Source organism: Nitrosopumilus cobalaminigenes (assembly GCF_013407145.1).
GTDB lineage: Archaea > Thermoproteota > Nitrososphaeria > Nitrososphaerales > Nitrosopumilaceae > Nitrosopumilus > Nitrosopumilus cobalaminigenes.
This window is the reverse complement of record NZ_CP026993.1, coordinates 284,203-300,832: the sequence shown is the minus strand read 5'-3', so window position 1 is coordinate 300,832 and position 16,630 is coordinate 284,203. Positions and strand designations below refer to the sequence as shown.

20 protein-coding genes and 2 tRNA genes are annotated in these 16,630 nt (G+C 32.6%); 16 read left to right on the top strand and 6 right to left on the bottom strand.

All coding sequences use genetic code 11. From position 1 onward, the window contains the following. Positions 1 to 37: 37 nt before the first annotated feature. Positions 38 to 652: a translin family protein gene (locus C5F47_RS01745; RefSeq protein WP_179361198.1), complete on the top strand. Its 615-nt coding sequence runs from the start codon at positions 38 to 40 to the stop codon at positions 650 to 652. A gap of 9 nt (positions 653 to 661) precedes the next feature. On the opposite strand, the gene C5F47_RS01740 is transcribed toward C5F47_RS01745, so the two are convergent. Continuing rightward, a tRNA-Leu gene (locus C5F47_RS01740) sits at positions 662 to 749 on the bottom strand. 50 nt (positions 750 to 799) lie between these two features. On the opposite strand from C5F47_RS01740, the gene C5F47_RS01735 reads away from it, so the two are divergent. Genes C5F47_RS01735 through C5F47_RS01695 form a run of 9 tightly spaced genes read left to right on the top strand, consistent with a single transcriptional unit; the run spans position 800 to position 8,865 of the window. Further along, on the top strand, positions 800 to 1,036 hold the full coding sequence (locus C5F47_RS01735; protein ID WP_179361197.1) for a DNA-directed RNA polymerase subunit N: 237 nt from the start codon (positions 800 to 802) through the stop codon (positions 1,034 to 1,036). Position 1,037: 1 nt separating this feature from the next. Then, the gene (gene eno, locus C5F47_RS01730; RefSeq protein ID WP_179361196.1) at positions 1,038 to 2,276 is read left to right on the top strand and encodes a phosphopyruvate hydratase; all 1,239 of its coding nucleotides are present in this window, start codon (positions 1,038 to 1,040) and stop codon (positions 2,274 to 2,276) included. 7 nt (positions 2,277 to 2,283) lie between these two features. Then, positions 2,284 to 2,907, top strand: coding sequence for a 30S ribosomal protein S2 (gene rpsB / locus C5F47_RS01725; RefSeq protein WP_179361195.1), 624 nt, complete (start codon positions 2,284 to 2,286; stop codon positions 2,905 to 2,907). Between the two features lie 24 nt (positions 2,908 to 2,931). After that, positions 2,932 to 3,873 carry a mevalonate kinase gene (gene mvk / locus C5F47_RS01720; RefSeq protein ID WP_179361194.1) on the top strand — a complete coding sequence of 314 codons (942 nt, stop codon included), beginning with the start codon at positions 2,932 to 2,934 and terminating at the stop codon, positions 3,871 to 3,873. Between the two features lie 23 nt (positions 3,874 to 3,896). After that, the gene (locus tag C5F47_RS01715; protein WP_179361193.1) at positions 3,897 to 4,640 is read left to right on the top strand and encodes an isopentenyl phosphate kinase; all 744 of its coding nucleotides are present in this window, start codon (positions 3,897 to 3,899) and stop codon (positions 4,638 to 4,640) included. Between the two features lies 1 nt (position 4,641). After that, positions 4,642 to 5,292 (top strand): isopentenyl-diphosphate Delta-isomerase, encoded by a 651-nt coding sequence (idi, locus tag C5F47_RS01710; protein WP_179361192.1) that lies wholly within the window; start codon positions 4,642 to 4,644, stop codon positions 5,290 to 5,292. Continuing rightward, a complete protein-coding gene (locus C5F47_RS01705; protein WP_179361191.1) occupies positions 5,279 to 6,259 on the top strand; it encodes a polyprenyl synthetase family protein in 981 nt (326 codons plus the stop codon). Before idi ends, C5F47_RS01705 begins: the two co-directional genes overlap by 14 nt. A gap of 20 nt (positions 6,260 to 6,279) precedes the next feature. After that, positions 6,280 to 7,989 carry a glutamate--tRNA ligase gene (locus C5F47_RS01700; protein WP_179361190.1) on the top strand — a complete coding sequence of 570 codons (1,710 nt, stop codon included), beginning with the start codon at positions 6,280 to 6,282 and terminating at the stop codon, positions 7,987 to 7,989. A gap of 6 nt (positions 7,990 to 7,995) precedes the next feature. After that, positions 7,996 to 8,865, top strand: coding sequence for a fumarylacetoacetate hydrolase family protein (locus C5F47_RS01695; RefSeq protein WP_179361189.1), 870 nt, complete (start codon positions 7,996 to 7,998; stop codon positions 8,863 to 8,865). Here the strand turns inward: C5F47_RS01695 and C5F47_RS01690 are convergent. Next, positions 8,857 to 9,642 carry a GNAT family N-acetyltransferase gene (locus C5F47_RS01690; protein WP_179361188.1) on the bottom strand — a complete coding sequence of 262 codons (786 nt, stop codon included), beginning with the start codon at positions 9,640 to 9,642 and terminating at the stop codon, positions 8,857 to 8,859. The genes C5F47_RS01695 and C5F47_RS01690 overlap by 9 nt on opposite strands. Positions 9,643 to 9,684: 42 nt before the next feature. Between C5F47_RS01690 and C5F47_RS01685 the strand changes: the two genes are divergently transcribed. From C5F47_RS01685 to C5F47_RS01670, 4 genes are read left to right on the top strand one after another with little or no spacing between them, the layout of a single operon-like run. Continuing rightward, positions 9,685 to 9,993 carry a Rieske (2Fe-2S) protein gene (locus C5F47_RS01685; protein ID WP_179361187.1) on the top strand — a complete coding sequence of 103 codons (309 nt, stop codon included), beginning with the start codon at positions 9,685 to 9,687 and terminating at the stop codon, positions 9,991 to 9,993. 36 nt (positions 9,994 to 10,029) lie between these two features. Then, on the top strand, positions 10,030 to 10,299 hold the full coding sequence (locus C5F47_RS01680) for a stationary phase-response protein (RefSeq protein ID WP_179361186.1): 270 nt from the start codon (positions 10,030 to 10,032) through the stop codon (positions 10,297 to 10,299). Positions 10,300 to 10,324: 25 nt separating this feature from the next. Beyond that, a complete protein-coding gene (locus tag C5F47_RS01675) occupies positions 10,325 to 11,086 on the top strand; it encodes a class I SAM-dependent methyltransferase (protein ID WP_179361185.1) in 762 nt (253 codons plus the stop codon). A 40-nt stretch (positions 11,087 to 11,126) separates the two neighbouring features. Further along, complete coding sequence (locus C5F47_RS01670) at positions 11,127 to 11,474, top strand: hypothetical protein (RefSeq protein ID WP_179361184.1); 348 nt, start codon at positions 11,127 to 11,129, stop codon at positions 11,472 to 11,474. A gap of 10 nt (positions 11,475 to 11,484) precedes the next feature. On the opposite strand, the gene C5F47_RS01665 is transcribed toward C5F47_RS01670, so the two are convergent. Further along, a tRNA-His gene (locus tag C5F47_RS01665) sits at positions 11,485 to 11,556 on the bottom strand. Positions 11,557 to 11,836: 280 nt separating this feature from the next. Between C5F47_RS01665 and C5F47_RS01660 the strand changes: the two genes are divergently transcribed. Next, the gene (locus tag C5F47_RS01660; protein ID WP_179361183.1) at positions 11,837 to 12,859 is read left to right on the top strand and encodes a magnesium transporter CorA family protein; all 1,023 of its coding nucleotides are present in this window, start codon (positions 11,837 to 11,839) and stop codon (positions 12,857 to 12,859) included. A gap of 68 nt (positions 12,860 to 12,927) precedes the next feature. After that, positions 12,928 to 13,206 carry a hypothetical protein gene (locus tag C5F47_RS01655; RefSeq protein WP_179361182.1) on the top strand — a complete coding sequence of 93 codons (279 nt, stop codon included), beginning with the start codon at positions 12,928 to 12,930 and terminating at the stop codon, positions 13,204 to 13,206. A gap of 36 nt (positions 13,207 to 13,242) precedes the next feature. Here C5F47_RS01655 and fsa read toward each other — a convergent pair whose 3' ends face one another. Genes fsa through C5F47_RS01640 form a run of 3 tightly spaced genes read right to left on the bottom strand, consistent with a single transcriptional unit; the run spans position 13,243 to position 16,543 of the window. Further along, on the bottom strand, positions 13,243 to 13,908 hold the full coding sequence (gene fsa / locus C5F47_RS01650) for a fructose-6-phosphate aldolase (RefSeq protein ID WP_179361181.1): 666 nt from the start codon (positions 13,906 to 13,908) through the stop codon (positions 13,243 to 13,245). After that, on the bottom strand, positions 13,905 to 14,879 hold the full coding sequence (locus C5F47_RS01645; RefSeq protein ID WP_179361180.1) for a transketolase family protein: 975 nt from the start codon (positions 14,877 to 14,879) through the stop codon (positions 13,905 to 13,907). The genes fsa and C5F47_RS01645 overlap by 4 nt, the downstream gene beginning before the upstream one ends. Then, a complete protein-coding gene (locus C5F47_RS01640) occupies positions 14,876 to 16,543 on the bottom strand; it encodes a ribulose-phosphate 3-epimerase (protein ID WP_179361179.1) in 1,668 nt (555 codons plus the stop codon). Before C5F47_RS01640 ends, C5F47_RS01645 begins: the two co-directional genes overlap by 4 nt. Between the last annotated feature and the right edge of the window lie 87 nt (positions 16,544 to 16,630).

Genomic DNA, 16,630 nt, shown 5'->3' with positions numbered 1-16,630 from the left:
CAAACGGCTTTATCCTAGTTTCAAAAGATGGGTAAACATGACATTAAAGAATGTAAAACCATCATTAAACAAGATTGCAAAAAATTTAGGAGAGACTCAAGATGCTAGAGAATTTCTATTAAAAAACACAAGAGAAATTATCATTCTTTGCAGCAAATCAATAATCGCTGTTCACAAAGGAGATTTAACAACTGGGAAAAATAACTTAAAACAAGCAGAGACATTATTAAAAAAATACAAGAAAAAGGCAACAGGAGGACTAAGTAGATATCTAATTACACCGGAACAGGAATTTGTAGAAGCCGCATGTTTAATCGCAATTGTTGAGAAAAAAGAAATCCCTTCAGATAAAAAATTATCAGTAATGCCAGAATCATATGTCTTAGGATTACTTGATTGTATTGGCGAATTGAAAAGACAAGTATTTGATAAAATTAGAATGGATGAAATTGAGGATGCAACAAGAATGTTTGAAATAATGGAGAGTTTGTATCTTCAACTGTATACTTTTTCAATGTATGACAAAGTTGTCAAAGAAGCAAGAAGGAAAATTGATGTAAATAGAATTCTAGTAGATGATGTAAGATCGGTAATTACTGAAGAAAAAAGACGAACAGAATTAATCAAAATTTTACGAAAATTAGAGAAATAGCTAAAACAGTGGTGCGGACGATGGGATTTGAACCCACGAACTCCTGAGAGACTAGCCCCTCAAGCTAGCGCCTTTGGCCAGGCTGGGCGACGTCCGCAAAGAAATTTTCTTGCATGGTTTTTATAATCCTTGGTTACTTTTTCGTTCGTGTTAATTCCTGTTAGATGTTTGACTTGTGGAAAATTAATTGCCGATAAATTTGATGATTATCAAAATAAAATTAAAGCAGGAGAAGATCCTACAAAAACTCTTGATTCTTTAGGTCTTGAAAGATATTGTTGTAGAAGAATGCTTTTGACTACCGTAGAAACAATTCAACAGGTAATTCCGTTCTACGAAGCAATTCAGAGAAGAAAACAAGAAGTTCAATCTGAGTTAGAATAACTTGGCTAAGATATCCTCAATTGAAGGACGTATTCTATACAATAGTAGAGGAAGTAAAACAGTAGAAGTTGATGTTATATCAGATAATCAATTTTTGGGACGAGTATGTGCTCCATCTGGTGCAAGCGTAGGAAAATATGAAGCAGTTAGTTTTCCGGATGGAAAACCTGAACAAAGTCTCAGAATTTTAAAAGAAAATTCTCAAAAATTTATCGGATTAGAATCATCAGATCTTAAAGGAATTCATGGCGTTCTAAAAGAAATAGATGGAACTACAAATTATTCAGTAATTGGCGGTGCACTAGCTTTTGCTGTTACAATTGCATCAATGGAATCAGCATCAAAAGCATCAGGCGAACCACTCTTTAGGACATTATCATCAGAATCGTCATTCAAATTTCCATATCCATTAGGGAATATTTTGGGAGGAGGAGCACATGCAGGTCCTGGTACTCCAGATATTCAAGAAATTTTAATTTGCGCTACAGGTTCAAAAACCATCGAAGAATCTATTGAAACCAATTTATCAGTACACAAAGAATTACGTCGAGTTTTAGAAAAAGAAGATCCTAACTTTACAAATGGAAGAGGAGACGAAGGTGGATGGGCACCAAAATTAGATAATCAAAAAGCATTAGAAATTTCAGCAAAAGCATGTGAGAATTTAGGATTTACTTTAGGAAAAGAAGTATCATTGGGAGTTGATTTTGCATCATCAACACAATGGAATGAAGAGAAAGGAAAATACATCTACGATAGAGCAGGATTTGAAAATTCAACTGGAGAGCAAATAGATTTTGCTGCAAATATTATTGATAATTTCAAATTAATTTATGCTGAAGATGCTGTTCATGAAGAAGCATTTGAAGATATGTCAGAGTTGACAAAAAAATTCCCTAACACATTGGTTACAGGAGATGATCTTACTGTCACAAACAAGAATATCTTGAAAAAAGCAATTGAAGGCAAATCCTGTAATGCAGCAATCCTAAAAGTAAACCAAGCAGGTAGCCTTTTTGATGCTTTAGAATTTGCTGATGAGGCATCTCAAAATAATATCAAGTTAATCACATCACATAGATCTGGTGAATCTACAGATTCACAAATATCACACATTGGACTTGCTACTAAGTCAAAAATGCTCAAAGTAGGCATCGTAGGTGGAGAAAGGGTGGCAAAACTCAATGAATTATTACGACTATCAGAGCATGATTTAATACGCGGTATGGCAGAGATTTAAAATCGTCATGAGCCAACAAACTGAAGCAACGGACATCAAAAAGAAAGTTCTAGCTACCGGAATTAGGGTAGGAACACAAGTAAAGACAAAATTCATGAAATCATTCATCACCAAAGCCAGTCCTGAAGGACTATACATGCTTGATTTGGACATCACATTAGAAAAAATTCAGACAGCTGCCAAATTCATCAATAGACTAGGGGCTGAAAATGTCATAGTTTGTTCAGGCAGACAATATGCAGAAACCCCAATTGAGAAATTCTGTGAAAGTTTAGGCTCAAAGAAGTTACTTGGAAGATTTATGCCAGGAACTCTAACAAACCCATCATTACCATATTACATTGAACCAAAATTAGTTTTGATTTCAGACCCACAAGTTGATGAACAAGCTATTATCGAAGCAACAAATGCAGGTATTCCAATTATCGGAATTGCAAATACAGACAACATTACATCAAACCTAGATGTAATTATTCCAGCAAACAATAGAGGAAGAAAAGCTCTTGCAACAGTTTACTGGTTATTGGTACGTCAAGTTCTAATCGAAAGAGGAGAATTAAAAGAAGATGAACCAATGAAAGAAGAAATAGATGATTTTGAAACAAAGATTACCGAAGAAGAAATCGAATAATTTTCATAATTTTACAGTGTTCTTTTGAAATCCAAAGCTTCTGCACCTGCAAAAGTAATTCTTTTTGGCGAACATTTTGTAGTGTATGGGGTTAAAGCAATTCTATGTGCAATAAACAAAAGAATCACAGTAACTGCAGAAACAATTGAAGAGAATAAAATTTCAATCAAATCAAACATAGGTAATTTAGAATTAGAACCAGGGGGGGAAATTACAGAAATCAATTCACCTCTAAAGCCTTTCTATTATTTAGCAAACAAAATGATAAGGAGTCAAAAAGGGGGAATTCAAATCAATGTAGAATCAGATATTCCATTAGGTGTAGGATTGGGGTCATCATCTGCCTGTTGTGTTGCAGGAGCTGCGGCTATCTCAGGATTGTTTAAAAAAATATCTAAAGAAGCAATTTTAGAACTCGCAATAGAAGCTGAAAAAACAATTTTTGAAAATACATCGGGTGCAGATTGTACTGTTTGTACATATGGAGGAATAATGGAATATGATAAGAAAAATGGATTTAGTAAAATAGAATCTGAGCCTAATTTTCATTTAGTAATTGCAAATTCAAAGATAGAGCATTCAACTAAATCAGTGGTTGAAGGAGTAAAGGAGTTTAAAGAAAGAAATGAAAATACATTTTCTACATTGTGTAAAAAAGAATCAAAATTAGTAGAAGATGTTTTAGAACTATTAAAAGAAAACAACATCAGTGAACTAGGAAACAAAATTACAAAAAATCAAGAATATTTAGAAACCATAGGAATTTCAAATGATAAATTAAGAAAAATGGTCCAGATAGGTCAAAACAAATCATTTGGTACAAAAATTACTGGGGCAGGAGGAGGCGGATGTGTTTTTGCTTTAACTGATGAATCAAATCTTGAAGAGACCATGAATCAATTCAAAGATGAGAATATTGATTGTTTTTCAGTAAAAATTGATTTTAAAGGTCTGGATACTTTTTAATTGATCAGATAAGTTTGAACAATATGATTCTAATAAAATTAGGAGGTTCAATAATCACAAATAAAGAAAAACCATTATCATCTAGAAAAAAAACAATTGAGAATCTTTCAAAAAGTTTGAAGAAAATTAGTGAACCAATAATCATAGTACATGGAGGAGGCTCCTATGGACATTATTGGTCAGTAAAATATGATATGCATACAAAAGAAGAAAAATATGATCTTAGAGGAGTGGCAATTGTTAAAAACTCAATGATTGAATTAAATAAAATAATTTTAGATTCAATGTTAAAAAATAAACTAAATCCTTACTGTCTTCCACCAACAGACTTTATGTCTGGAAATAAACCAATTACTAAAAAAATTAAAGAGATAGAAAAAATTGCAAAATCAGGCTTGATTCCAGTCACATATGGAGATGCATTGTGGTATGGTCAGAATAAAACATACATTTTGTCAGGAGATAAAATCATGACTCACCTTGCAAAAATACTAAAACCTAAACTTTGTATTTTTGCACTTAATGAAGATGGGTTATATTCAGATTTAAAAACGAAAAAATTGATTTATGAATTACAAGGCGAATTACCAACTATTTCTGAAAATAAAATGGATGTTACAGGAGGAATGACTAGAAAAGTAGAAGAAGCATCAAAAATTGCCAAGATGGGATTAAACGTATTCTTTGTAAATGGGAAAAAGCCTGAAAGAATTGTGAAAGCGGTTAAAAATAGGACTTTTGAAGGAACGTTGTTTAGAGGTAAATGAAATGTCTGAAGAATTTGTAATTTTAGTTGATGAAAATGATAATCCAATAGGACGTGAAGAAAAAGTAAAATGTCATTTACCAAATGGAAAATTACACAGAGCATTTACCGCATTATTGTTTGATAATGAAGGGAGATTGGTGCTTACGCGAAGAGCTAAAGAAAAAATGTTATGGCCAAATGATTGGGATGGAACATTTGCAAGCCATCCAAGAGAATCCGAAACTTATGTTTCATCTGGAGAAAGAAGAATGCCAGAAGAATTAGGAATTGAAGGAACTTTAGATTACCTACACAAATTTGAATATCATGTCCCCTACAAAGATGTAGGTTCTGAAAACGAAATTTGTGGAACATTAATTGGAATTATTGATAAATCTATAGAATTAAAAGAAATTGAAGGAGAAATTGATGAGATAAAATGGATCTCATCCAAAGAATTACTTTTAGAATTAAAAACAAATCCAGAAATTTATTGTCCATGGATGCTAATTGCACTTGAATTATTAGAAAAATCAAACAAATCTATGCTTGAAAAGCATGCAAATGTCTTATCTACATGGATGAATAGTGAAGTTCATGATGAATTGCAAAAAGCAATCAAAATTCATCTACCAGAAGATAAATGGAGATTAGTAAATGAAAAAAACTAAACAAATCGAACAAAATGCAAAAACAGTAAACAAGTATCTTAACTCAAAATTAAAGGGCAATCCAAAAAAGCTCTATGATGCAGCAGGTCATCTAATTGTAAATGGTGGGAAAAGACTCAGACCATACATGGTTATTAGAAGTTGTCAAATTTTAAAAGGTAAAGTTTCCAATGCAATGCCTGCTGCAAGTGCTGTAGAAATGGTACATAATTTCTCATTAGTTCATGATGACATAATGGATAATGATGAAATGCGACATGGTGTACCAACTGTACATAAAAAATTTGGCATGCCAATTGCAATCCTTGCTGGAGATGTGTTATTTTCTAAAGCATTTCAAGTGATTACTGATTCAAAATTATCAGCAAGTGCAACCACACAACTTGTTTCTAGACTTTCAAAAGCTTGTGTAGATATTTGTGAAGGGCAACTACTAGATGTAAAAATGGCCGAGGAAAAAAAAATTCCTTCTCAAGCTGAATATATTTCTATGATAGGTAAAAAAACCGCTGCATTGTTTGATGTTTCTTGTGCAATGGGAGCAATTTGTGCAACAAATAAACCAATAGACATTTCAAATCTGTCATCATTTGGAAGGAACTTAGGAATTGCATTCCAAATAACAGATGATCTAATTGGAGTGATGGGAGATCCAAAAATTACAAAGAAACCAGTAGGAAATGATCTTAGAGAAGGTAAAAAATCACTTCCAATTTTGATGGCAATCAAATTAGCAAAAGGTAATGATAAGAAAATTATTCTAAAAGCATTTGGGAATTCAAAAATTTCAAGAAAGGACCTAAACAAATCAGTAGAGGTCATCAGATCCTTAGGAATTGAACAAAATGTGAGAAAACAGGCACTAAAATATGCAGAAAAGGCGGAAAAATCATTAGCAAAATATTCAGGTCCTGCCAAAACAGAGCTAATCTCACTATTGGATTTTGTAGTAAAACGAAGTGTATAGTCACATAGCGAGGAATTAACATGGATGAAGAACTAAGAAAGGAAATTAGGAAAATGGCCCTTCAAAATGCTTTTGAGCATGGTGGAGAAACCAGAGACAAGATTATTTTAGGAAAAATTTTGGGAACAAAACCAGAATTTCGAAGTAAAGTAAAAGAAATATCACCAGAGATTTCTGAAATTGTTTCATCTGTAAATCAATTAACATCGGAAGCGCAAGAAAAAGAAATCAAAGAAAACTTTCCAGAACTTTTAGCACCTAAAGAAAAAATTGAAGAAAGAGAAGGACTTCCAAAACTAAAAGATGCAGAACAAGGAAAAGTCATTACAAGATTTCCCCCTGAACCAAATGGATACCCTCACATCGGTCATGCTAAAGCTGCTATCATTAATTCAGAATATGCAAAGATGTATGGCGGTAAATTCATTCTAAGAATGGATGATACAAATCCCGAAGCAGAAAGAATGGAGTATCATGCAGCAATTAAAGTAGGATTAGAATGGCTAGGCATAGAATTTGATACGGTAAAAAGTACATCAGATGACATGGAATTGTTTTATGAAAAAGGAAATGAATTGATCAATTCAGGTAAAGCTTACGTATGTACTTGTAAGAGAGAAGACATTAGTAAAAACAGAAGAGAGAGAAAAGCTTGTAAATGCAGCACTGAAAATATTGAAAAAAATAATAAAAATTGGGAAAAGATGAATGAGAAATTCAAACCCGGAGACGCTATAGTAAGATTCCGTGGAGATATGAAAGCTGATAACGCAGTTATGCGAGATCCAGTTTTATTCAGAATTATTGAAGGGAAACATTACACATTAGGAGAGAAATATAGAATTTGGCCAAGTTATGATATGGCTGTAGCCATTGAAGATAGCATAGATGGAGTTACTCATGCTTTTCGTTCTAAGGAATTTGAACTAAGAAAAGAGCTAATCGATGCAATCTTGGATGCACTTAACATGAGAAAGCCGGCACAGGGGTTTTTCTCACGACTAGAATTCAAAGGAATGCCCATTTCAAAAAGAATAATCAAGCCTTTGATTGAAGAAGGGAAAGTTTCATGGTATGATGATCCCAGATTGCCAACTCTAGAGGCATTAAAGCGAAGGGGAATCAAACCCGAGGCAATCAGGAAATTCATAATGTCTTTGGGTTTAACTAAAGCAAATACTCTAGCACCATTTGATTCCCTTGAAGCATTTAACAGGAAATTTGTAGACGCAAGCAGTATTAGATTATTCATGGTAAATAATGCAAAAAAACTCAAAGTACAAAACATGCCAATGACATCAGTTGAAATTCCAAATCATCCAATTAATGACATGGGAAAAAGAAAAATCGAGATAGATGGAAATTTCTACATTTCAGGTGATGATGCACAAAATATCAAAGAAGGAACACAAATTCGTCTTCTAGGGTTAGGAAATGTATCCATTACAAAAGCAGGAATTGAATTAGAAGGAGATTTTGTTGAAAATGGCGAAACAGCAAACATAGTGAAAATACAATGGGTTCCTCAAAAGACAGCACATGAAATTAAAATGGTAATTCCAAAAACTTTGTTCAATGAAGATGAATTTAATGAAGACAGTTTAGAAGAATTAGACGTTTATACAGAACCACATTATCTACAATTAAAAGAAGGAGAAGAAATTCAGTTTGTTAGATTTGGATATTGTAGAAAAGATTCACAAAATCAAGCAATTTTTACACATAAGTGATCAATAATGAAAATAGCAAGGTTATCACATAACAACAATGAGACATATGGTTTTGTTAATGGCGATAAAGTATCTACAAAGGATGAAATCACTTACTTAACAGGTGTGCCAATTCCTCTAAATGTAAAAGATTTTCTTTTTGACGGATGGTATGATGAAATCAAAAATAAAATTGATGATTTGTCATTTGAGGAAAATATTTCAAAATACAAATTATTGCCACCCATACCAAACCCAAACAAAATAATTTGTCTGGCATTTAACTACATAGACCATGCAAAAGAGCAGGGATTACAAGCACCTGAAGATCCTGCCATTGTTATCAAACCACGTACTGCATTAAACAGCACAGACTCAGATATCATATGTCCTGATTTTGTTACTCAATTAGATTACGAAATAGAATTAGCCCTGATTATTGGTAAAAATTGTAAAAATATTAGCGTGGAGGATGCAAACAGTGCAATTTTTGGCTACATGGTATTCAATGATGTTTCTGCACGAGATATTCAATTCAAAGATAAACAATTTACCAGAGGAAAAAGTTTCGATTCTTTTGCACCTTGTGGTCCATGGATTACAACAAAAGATGAAATTCAAAATCCTCAAAATCTAAAAATGACAACCAAAATCAATGGAGAACTAAGACAGAATTCTTCATCAAACAACATGTTCATCAAAATTCCAGAAATCATTTCAAAAATTTCTAAAGTAATGACACTTGAAAAAGGAGATATTATTTCTACAGGAACTCCAGCAGGAGTAATGCTAAACAAACCAAATGCAGTATTTTTGAAAGATGGAGATAAAGTGGAAATGGAAATTGAAAAATTGGGAAAATTAAACAATACAATTAAAATTGTAAAATCAAATTAGGGATTTCTTCATTAAATGAAAGGATAATTTATGCTCTAAAGTATCAAAACAGGGTAATTTTTCTTTGGTTAAAATTTGAATTCGCTCATAGTTTTTTTCAATACCTAAATTTTGAAGAAATGCCAGGATTTCAACTGCAGAATCATCAGATTTCGAAAATAAAGTAACAATCAAAGTGTTATCAAAATGTTCAGAATCACTGAGAATGGCAATGGAGTTATTTTCATCAATTGAAGACTGCAAAATTTTATTTTCATCACATAAAGATTTCAATGTTTTATCATCAATTGGAAGCCATCTCCAAGATTTTACATAATGAGAATAAAGTTGAGTGTCAATGGATTTTTCAAATGTAACATTATGGTTTGAGTTAATTTTTGGATCAAGAGAATAAAAATTCCAAGTTTGAAAAATATAATAATTTAGAGAATTTGCCATAGAAAGAGATGTAGAGTTTTCAGTATCAATTAGCATGTAAGAAATAGATAGATCTTTTTGTTTTCCAATAGTTTCAGCAAATTTTACTAGATTTGTAGCAATATTTTGACGTCGAAAATTAGATTTTACTCTAATACCTTCTATCCAAATTTGATCTTTAGAATAAAATGCATGACAAATACCAACAGAAGATTGTTTTTCTGCTAAGAACAAGTGGTCTTCAGACAACCAATAATCCCAAACGTGCTCTACATAATCACCCCAAGAAAAAGTATCTTTACAAAATTTTAGAATTTCAGTTTTGTCTGAATTATTTGCATTTCTAATTTTCAAATTCATAATATACAAAAAATTATTAAGAATGATCAGATAAAAATGTCAATGGGAAAAATTATAGCTGGAAAAACATCAGAAATTCCACCTGGAAAAATGATTAAGGTGTCAATTGATGGGAGAGATATTTTAGTTGCAAATATTGATGGCGAATATTCTGCTACAGATGACTCTTGTACTCATTCAGGTTCCAGTTTATCAGAAGGAACGCTAGACGGGTGTACAATTACTTGTGGATGGCACAAAGCAGAATTTGATTGTAAGACTGGGAAATTAGTTAAATTCCCAGCAAAAATTCGAGATTTAACGTCATACAATGTTGTAGTTGAATCAGACAATGTCTTTGTAGAGATGTAACTATATACTTCTAAATTTTAAGAAAATGTGTTAAAAATGGCTGACGATACTCAAAATAAAGAATCAATGAAAGAAGCAATTGAAACACTAGAACAAATTACAGCAAGTAATTCAACACCTAAAACAATTAAAAAATCAATCACAGATTTAATTGCTGATCTTAATAATCCTGAATATTCATTATCAGTTAGAGCTGCCAACACCATTAGTTTGCTAGATGATGTAACACAAGATCCAAACATGCCATCTTACGTTAGGACACAATTATGGCAAGCAGTTTCAAAACTAGAAAGCATAAGAGAATAAATTCTCGTCAAGTGTAGTCATTATTATGAAAATCGAAGAATATTTGGAAACTTTGCCAAATAATTTACTAAGCGGCGAAGACGTTCAGTTACCTGAAAAATCATTTAGAGAAATTTTCAAATTTACAGAATTAGGTAAAGACGATATTTTTTATCATTTAGGGTGTGGTGATGAAAAGGGAATTTCAATAGCTATTAACGAATTTGATGTAAAAAATGCAATTGGAATTGATAACAATTCAGAAAAAATAGAAAATGCAAAGAAAGTTCTGGAAAAAAATAATTCTAAAGGTAAATTAATTTGCCAAAATATAGAAGAATCAGATATTTCAGATGCTTCAGTAATTTTGTTCTGGTTTACAGATGAAAATGTAATCAATAAGATGGTAGAAAAGTTTGAAACTCTAAAACCTGAAACCAAAATAATTACAATTTGGGGACCTCTCCCAGATTGTCTTCCAGACAAAGTTGATTTTCCATATATTATCAACAAAGTTCCCTTCAAAAAGGCACAAAATATGCAAGAACAGTTATTGGCAATTTTTGGTGTGAAATGTGTAGATTTTGTTACAGCGTGGGAATTTGCAGAAAGGTATACCAAATCTATTGGATCTCCTGAAATCAAAAATGATCGATTTTTGACAATTATACAAACTTTGATGATTTGGATTAATGCAAAAAAATTAGGAGTTGTGTGTGGAGATGAAATTCCTGAATCGATTAAAACTTACATTAGCATCATGAAGATGCATTTTGACATTGATTTTGAATATCTATTAAAAGAATAATCTGTGTAATCCTTTTATTTTGTTTTTATGTAAATAAGACATGGAAAGTAGATTAAACGTCAATGTATCCGCAGTAGATTATGATAAAACTAGCAAGGCATTAACCCATCAATTATCACTTTTAGAAGAAATGGTTCATGGAGGAGAAGATTTTGTGATGACAGATTCAGAATTTGCCTTTGGTTGGCATTTTTTTGTATTAAGTGTAAACAGATCATTAATTGAAAAATTGGCTGAAACTATGGGTCCAGATTTTGAGAAATTAAAAGGAAAAGGGACAGATAAAAAATTTTTATCATGGTTATCAAAAAATGTAGAATCTAAATCACCTAGATTCAAACTAGCCATTAAAGAAGAAATGGAATCTAGTAAGTTCGGAATTTTTTAAAATTATAGAGGGCCCTCGAGGGGAATCGAACTCCTGTCCGAGGATCCACAATCCTCTATACTAACCACTGTACTACGAGGGCCACAAAAAAAGAAATTTGTTCATCCTGTAATAATCTTTAAGATTTTGTTGGAAATTGGGCTGTAGATTTATTATTGACTAATTTGAATAACTAGTATGCGTCTTTGGTGGGCAGCAATGGCAGCAACAATTGCAGTAGTATGGGTTGGAGTCAACTATCTTCTCCCGTGGGTATAATGAATAATTTATTCAAACTGAATTAGCCTCAATTTAATTATAAAATTAATTTGGGTTTAACATAGCGATCGCTTTAAATTTGTTAGATTAGGGTACTCTTCGACATGAGAAAAGGATTCATCACAAATAGACTACGTTCTAACAGAAAATCAGTAGAGATTCCTATTGAAAATAAGATGGAAACTATTCAAGGAGAGAAATTTGTGTGGATTGATTTGCAAAATCCAGATAGGAATGAAGTTGAAAAATTGGCTGAAAAATACAATTTCAATGCATTAAACATTGAAGATTGTATGACTAAATTTGAGCTTCCAAAATTAGATAGTTATGATGACCACTTCTTTGTAATTCTTCATTTTCCTCCACTAGCTCAAAAAATAGGGATTTCAAAAAATAGTCAATTATCAATATTTGTAGGAAAAGATTTTCTAGTTACGGTACATCAAGGAGATCTTAAGCCACTGGTAGAATTGGTTGATATTTGCAAATCAGATGCAGATCAACAAAGAAAAAACAGATTATTAGGAAAATCATCAGGATTGCTACTACACGAAATCTTAGATGTTTTAGTAGATGATCTTTTACATACATCAAGAAAAATTATTGCAAATCTAGATGAAATTGAAGACAGAGTCTTTGATGAAACAAAACCAGTTGCAAGAAGTATTGCATTGCTTAGAAGAGAAATTAATAGATTAAGAAGAATCGCAAATCCATTAAAGAAATTTGTCTTGGAAATAGCAAAAAATGTAAAACGATTTTCAGGTAGTGAAGATGATGAACTTACATTATTCTATGATGACGTAATAGACCACATTGACAAAGTAATTGAAACATTGGAAGAGTCAAGGGAAACCATGGAAATTTACAAAGATACAGATTTTGTGTTAAGTACTGAAAAAACAAACAAAGTCCTTGCAGTATTGACAATAATATTCACACTAGCAATACCATCTACAGTAATTGGTACATTCTATGGAATGAATGTTGATTTACCGGGAGGAATTGGAAGTAATTCAATGATTTTAGGACCATTTACTACATTCATTATTGTGATCATTGCATCAGCAATACCTGCAATCATGATGTTTACATATTTCAAAAAATTAGGCTGGATCAGTAGTTAAAAATTAAAAATCCAGATCTACTCATAAAAAATAAGCTTAGATAAATACAAGATAATTTAACCTTAAACATGGGGAAAATTAGAATACGAACCGGTAGAGGTACAGGAACTATCGAAGTTGATGAAGACGCTTCAAAATGGTCTGGAGATGAATTCAGAAAGATCCAAGAAGCAAGAAAAAAAGCATCAGCAGGTAGAATGGTCCACACTGGTCGTGGAACTGGTTCAAGAAAACTAGGCGATATGCCAGATCCAAAAGCAAGACCTTCTACTGAAGGAATGACTAGAAGTACAGGTAGAGGAACTAGCTCAAGAAAAAGTACTAACAAAGGTTCAGATAAAGCCTAGATTTTTAATTTTTATAATTTTATTTTTTAATGGTACCTAAATTTTGATGTCAGGATTTCCAGATTTTAGCTTGTCCCAATCAGCTAGAAAGTTTTCCAAACCAATTTTTGTCAAAGGATGTAACATCATCTTATCAAGTACCCCAGGAGGTAAAGTTACAACATCAGCTCCAATTTTTGCTGCATCAACTACATGTAATGGATGACGTACACTAGCAACCAAAATTTGAGTTCCAAAATCATAATTAGAAAAGATTTCTTTAATTTCTTGAATTAATTGCATTCCATCTTGGCCAACATCATCCAATCTTCCAATAAATGGACTAACATATTTTGCACCAGATTTTGCTGCAAGTAAAGCTTGATTTGCAGAAAAGATCAATGTAACATTTACTGGAATACCTTCAGAAGAAAGTGATTTACATGCTTTAAGACCATCTGGAGTCATGGGAACTTTTACAACAACATTTTCTCCATATTGACGAAGACGTTTACCTTCTTCCATCATTCCAGAATATTCAGTACTAACAACTTCTAAACTTACATCGCCTTTGATAATTTTTGTAATTTCCTCCATTGCATCTTTAGGATTTCCTCCTTCTTTTGACATCAATGAGGGATTGGTTGTAATTCCATCAAGCAATCCCATATCGTTAAATTTTCTAATTGATTCAAGATTAGCAGTATCTAGAAAAATTTTCATAATTTTTTACTCCTAATTTCTTTGACTTGTTTTGCCATATTAAAAGATGTTATTCCATGTTTTTCCAAGAGTAGTGGAACTTCATTATCACGAGCAGATTCTCCAAACATATCTTGGGCTCCAATTCTCTTAATTGGTACAGGGTAAGATTCAGAAACAGATTCTGCTACTGCTGAGCCCATTCCACCTACAATATTATGTTCTTCAGTAGTTACAATGCATCCAGTCTCTCTTGCAGCTTTTTCTAAAATTTCATCATCAATGGGTTTAATCGAGAACATGTCTAACACTCTACAAGAAATTCCTTCTTGTTGTAACGATTCAGCAGCTTCCAAAGCCATTCTTACAGTAATGCCACATGCAGCAATGGTGCAATCTGATCCATCTCGCAATGTAATTCCTTTTCCAATTTGAAATTCTTGAGACTCTGAATGTACAAGAGGTGTTTTAGATCTTGCCATTCTCATGTAAAATGGGCCATATTCTCTTGCCATTAAGTGAGTTAATTTTGAAACTGCAACAGTGTCAGCAGGAATGAAAACTCGAAAATTTGGAATTACTCTCATTATTGCAATATCTTCTATAGTTTGATGGGAACCTCCATCAGGTCCTACAGATAGACCACCATGAGATGTTACCAGTTTTACATTAAGGCCTTTTTTTCCTGGAGGTGAAGGATAAGCAATATTATTTCGAATTTGATCAACTGCTCGTCCAGGTAAAAATATCGCATAAGTACTGGCAAATGAAATTTTTCCAGATACTGCCAATCCTGCTGAAACAGTTACAAGATTAGCTTCAGCAATTCCCACATTAAAAAATCTATTAGGAAATTCTTTTCCAAATCCAGAAGTTTTTAGAGAGTCAGTTGTATCTGCACCCAAAACAACAACATTTGGATCATCTTTTCCCACTTGAATTAATGATTTAGAATATTCTGAACGCATGTCAGTCATCACAGGATCATTCAAAGGTATCCTGCCTCCTGTGCAATTTTTTTAAGTTGTTCTTGTTTTTCTCCAACTACATGCAAACCAATCCATTTGTTTACTAATTCAGATCCACCCAATTCATTTGCTTTATCAAGTAGACTTCGTCTTCGAGATTTTAAAACCTCAGTTCTAAAATCTCTAATTGCTGCTCTAACATCTTGTTGTCCAATAATTGCACCACCTCCAACAAAAGCACGTGCACCATCAGTAAACACAGATCCAATATTTTCAAGATTTACTCCTCCGTCAGCCTCAATATAACCTGTAAAATCATGTTCTTTTAGAATAGAATTCAACCTGGTCATTTTTGTATGAGTTTCTTCAATGTATTTTTGACCAGATTTTCCCGGTACTACAGACATTACAATTAATTGATCAAGAGATGCTAAAAATTTGTAAGACCATTCAGGTAATTCAGTGTCAGGATTTATTGAAAATCCAACACCGACTTGATTTTGTTTTAACAAATCATGGATTTCACCAAAACTGGATTCATCAGTTACTTCAGCATGAACTGTAATTATATCACTACCAGCATCAATGTAGTCTTTGACATATTTTACAGGTTCATTAATCATCAAATGAGTATCAAATGGAATTACGGTTAGGGGTCTAAGTTCTTTAATTTTGGTATGATCAAAAGTTTTTGTGGGAACAAATTGTCCATCCATAACATCAAGATGAATGTAATCAGCTCTACCAGTTACACATCGCTTAACTTCATTTTCTAAATTTGTCATATCACCAGCAATGATAGATGGGGATATCATGAATTGTGAATCTAATTCAAGATTAATTATTGGAACAACATCATTATCAGGAGCTTTTCCATGCCATTGGGGATTATCTTCCATGTGTTCTACAGATTTTCCTTTAATTGTTCTTGAAATTATCATAGTGGGTACTCCTTTTGTTGCATTTGCTTTTGCAATAGCTGCATCAATTTGTTCAACCCTGTGTCCATCGATTTCAATAACATTCCATCCAAAAGATCTCCATTTGTCACCTGTTTTCCAACGAGATGCATCCTTCCACATTTCAGATAGATTGTCACCTTCTAATTTTTCATCAAGAGGCATTATTTTTTCAGTGTATGAATCCTGTTGAATGAAATTTCTATCTAAAAATGCAGTTAGATTATCTACTTTGTATTTTGAAGCAGTCATTGCAGCCTCCCAAACTTGTCCTTCATCAGACTCTCCATCTCCAATAATTGTATAGACATGATGATCTTTGGAATCAATTTTTGCAGCTAGTGCAATTCCAACGGAGTACGATAACCCAGTACCCAAAGAGCCTCCACAAAATTCTACACCAGGACACTTGAGGTCAGGATGACCTTGTAATTTACTTCCAAATTTTCTTAGTGTTTCAATTTCAGATTCTGGAAAATATCCTGCAACAGCCATGTTTGAAAATAATCCAGGAGCTGCATGACCTTTTGACAAAACTAATCTATCTCGATCTTCCCATTGTGGATTTTTAGGATCAAATTTTAGATATTTGTTGAATAAACATCCCAAAATTTCTGCCATTGAAAATGAACCTCCAGGATGGCCAGATCCTGCAATATTGGTTCCTTTAATTACCAATTTACGAGCTCGAAGAATATTTTTCTTAATTTGGTAATAGTTAAGCCCCATCTGCAACATCATCCTTACAAATTGAATAAAAATCTACTTCTAAAGAAAAGAGCAAATTTGAAAATTATAACGTGTGAGATCTTAAAA

What these genes read in the sequence shown, in the direction of transcription:
- C5F47_RS01745 (WP_179361198.1), top strand. Translation starts at nt 38, where the DNA reads ATGACATTAAAGAATGTAAAACCATCATTAAACAAGATTGCAAAAAAT.
- rpsB (WP_179361195.1), top strand. Translation starts at nt 2,284, where the DNA reads ATGAGCCAACAAACTGAAGCAACGGACATCAAAAAGAAAGTTCTAGCT.
- C5F47_RS01715 (WP_179361193.1), top strand. Translation starts at nt 3,897, where the DNA reads ATGATTCTAATAAAATTAGGAGGTTCAATAATCACAAATAAAGAAAAA.
- idi (WP_179361192.1), top strand. Translation starts at nt 4,642, where the DNA reads ATGTCTGAAGAATTTGTAATTTTAGTTGATGAAAATGATAATCCAATA.
- C5F47_RS01705 (WP_179361191.1), top strand. Translation starts at nt 5,279, where the DNA reads ATGAAAAAAACTAAACAAATCGAACAAAATGCAAAAACAGTAAACAAG.
- C5F47_RS01700 (WP_179361190.1), top strand. Translation starts at nt 6,280, where the DNA reads ATGGATGAAGAACTAAGAAAGGAAATTAGGAAAATGGCCCTTCAAAAT.
- C5F47_RS01695 (WP_179361189.1), top strand. Translation starts at nt 7,996, where the DNA reads ATGAAAATAGCAAGGTTATCACATAACAACAATGAGACATATGGTTTT.
- C5F47_RS01690 (WP_179361188.1), bottom strand. Translation starts at nt 9,642, where the DNA reads ATGAATTTGAAAATTAGAAATGCAAATAATTCAGACAAAACTGAAATT.
- C5F47_RS01685 (WP_179361187.1), top strand. Translation starts at nt 9,685, where the DNA reads ATGGGAAAAATTATAGCTGGAAAAACATCAGAAATTCCACCTGGAAAA.
- C5F47_RS01680 (WP_179361186.1), top strand. Translation starts at nt 10,030, where the DNA reads ATGGCTGACGATACTCAAAATAAAGAATCAATGAAAGAAGCAATTGAA.
- C5F47_RS01675 (WP_179361185.1), top strand. Translation starts at nt 10,325, where the DNA reads ATGAAAATCGAAGAATATTTGGAAACTTTGCCAAATAATTTACTAAGC.
- C5F47_RS01670 (WP_179361184.1), top strand. Translation starts at nt 11,127, where the DNA reads ATGGAAAGTAGATTAAACGTCAATGTATCCGCAGTAGATTATGATAAA.
- C5F47_RS01660 (WP_179361183.1), top strand. Translation starts at nt 11,837, where the DNA reads ATGAGAAAAGGATTCATCACAAATAGACTACGTTCTAACAGAAAATCA.
- C5F47_RS01655 (WP_179361182.1), top strand. Translation starts at nt 12,928, where the DNA reads ATGGGGAAAATTAGAATACGAACCGGTAGAGGTACAGGAACTATCGAA.
- fsa (WP_179361181.1), bottom strand. Translation starts at nt 13,908, where the DNA reads ATGAAAATTTTTCTAGATACTGCTAATCTTGAATCAATTAGAAAATTT.
- C5F47_RS01640 (WP_179361179.1), bottom strand. Translation starts at nt 16,543, where the DNA reads ATGGGGCTTAACTATTACCAAATTAAGAAAAATATTCTTCGAGCTCGT.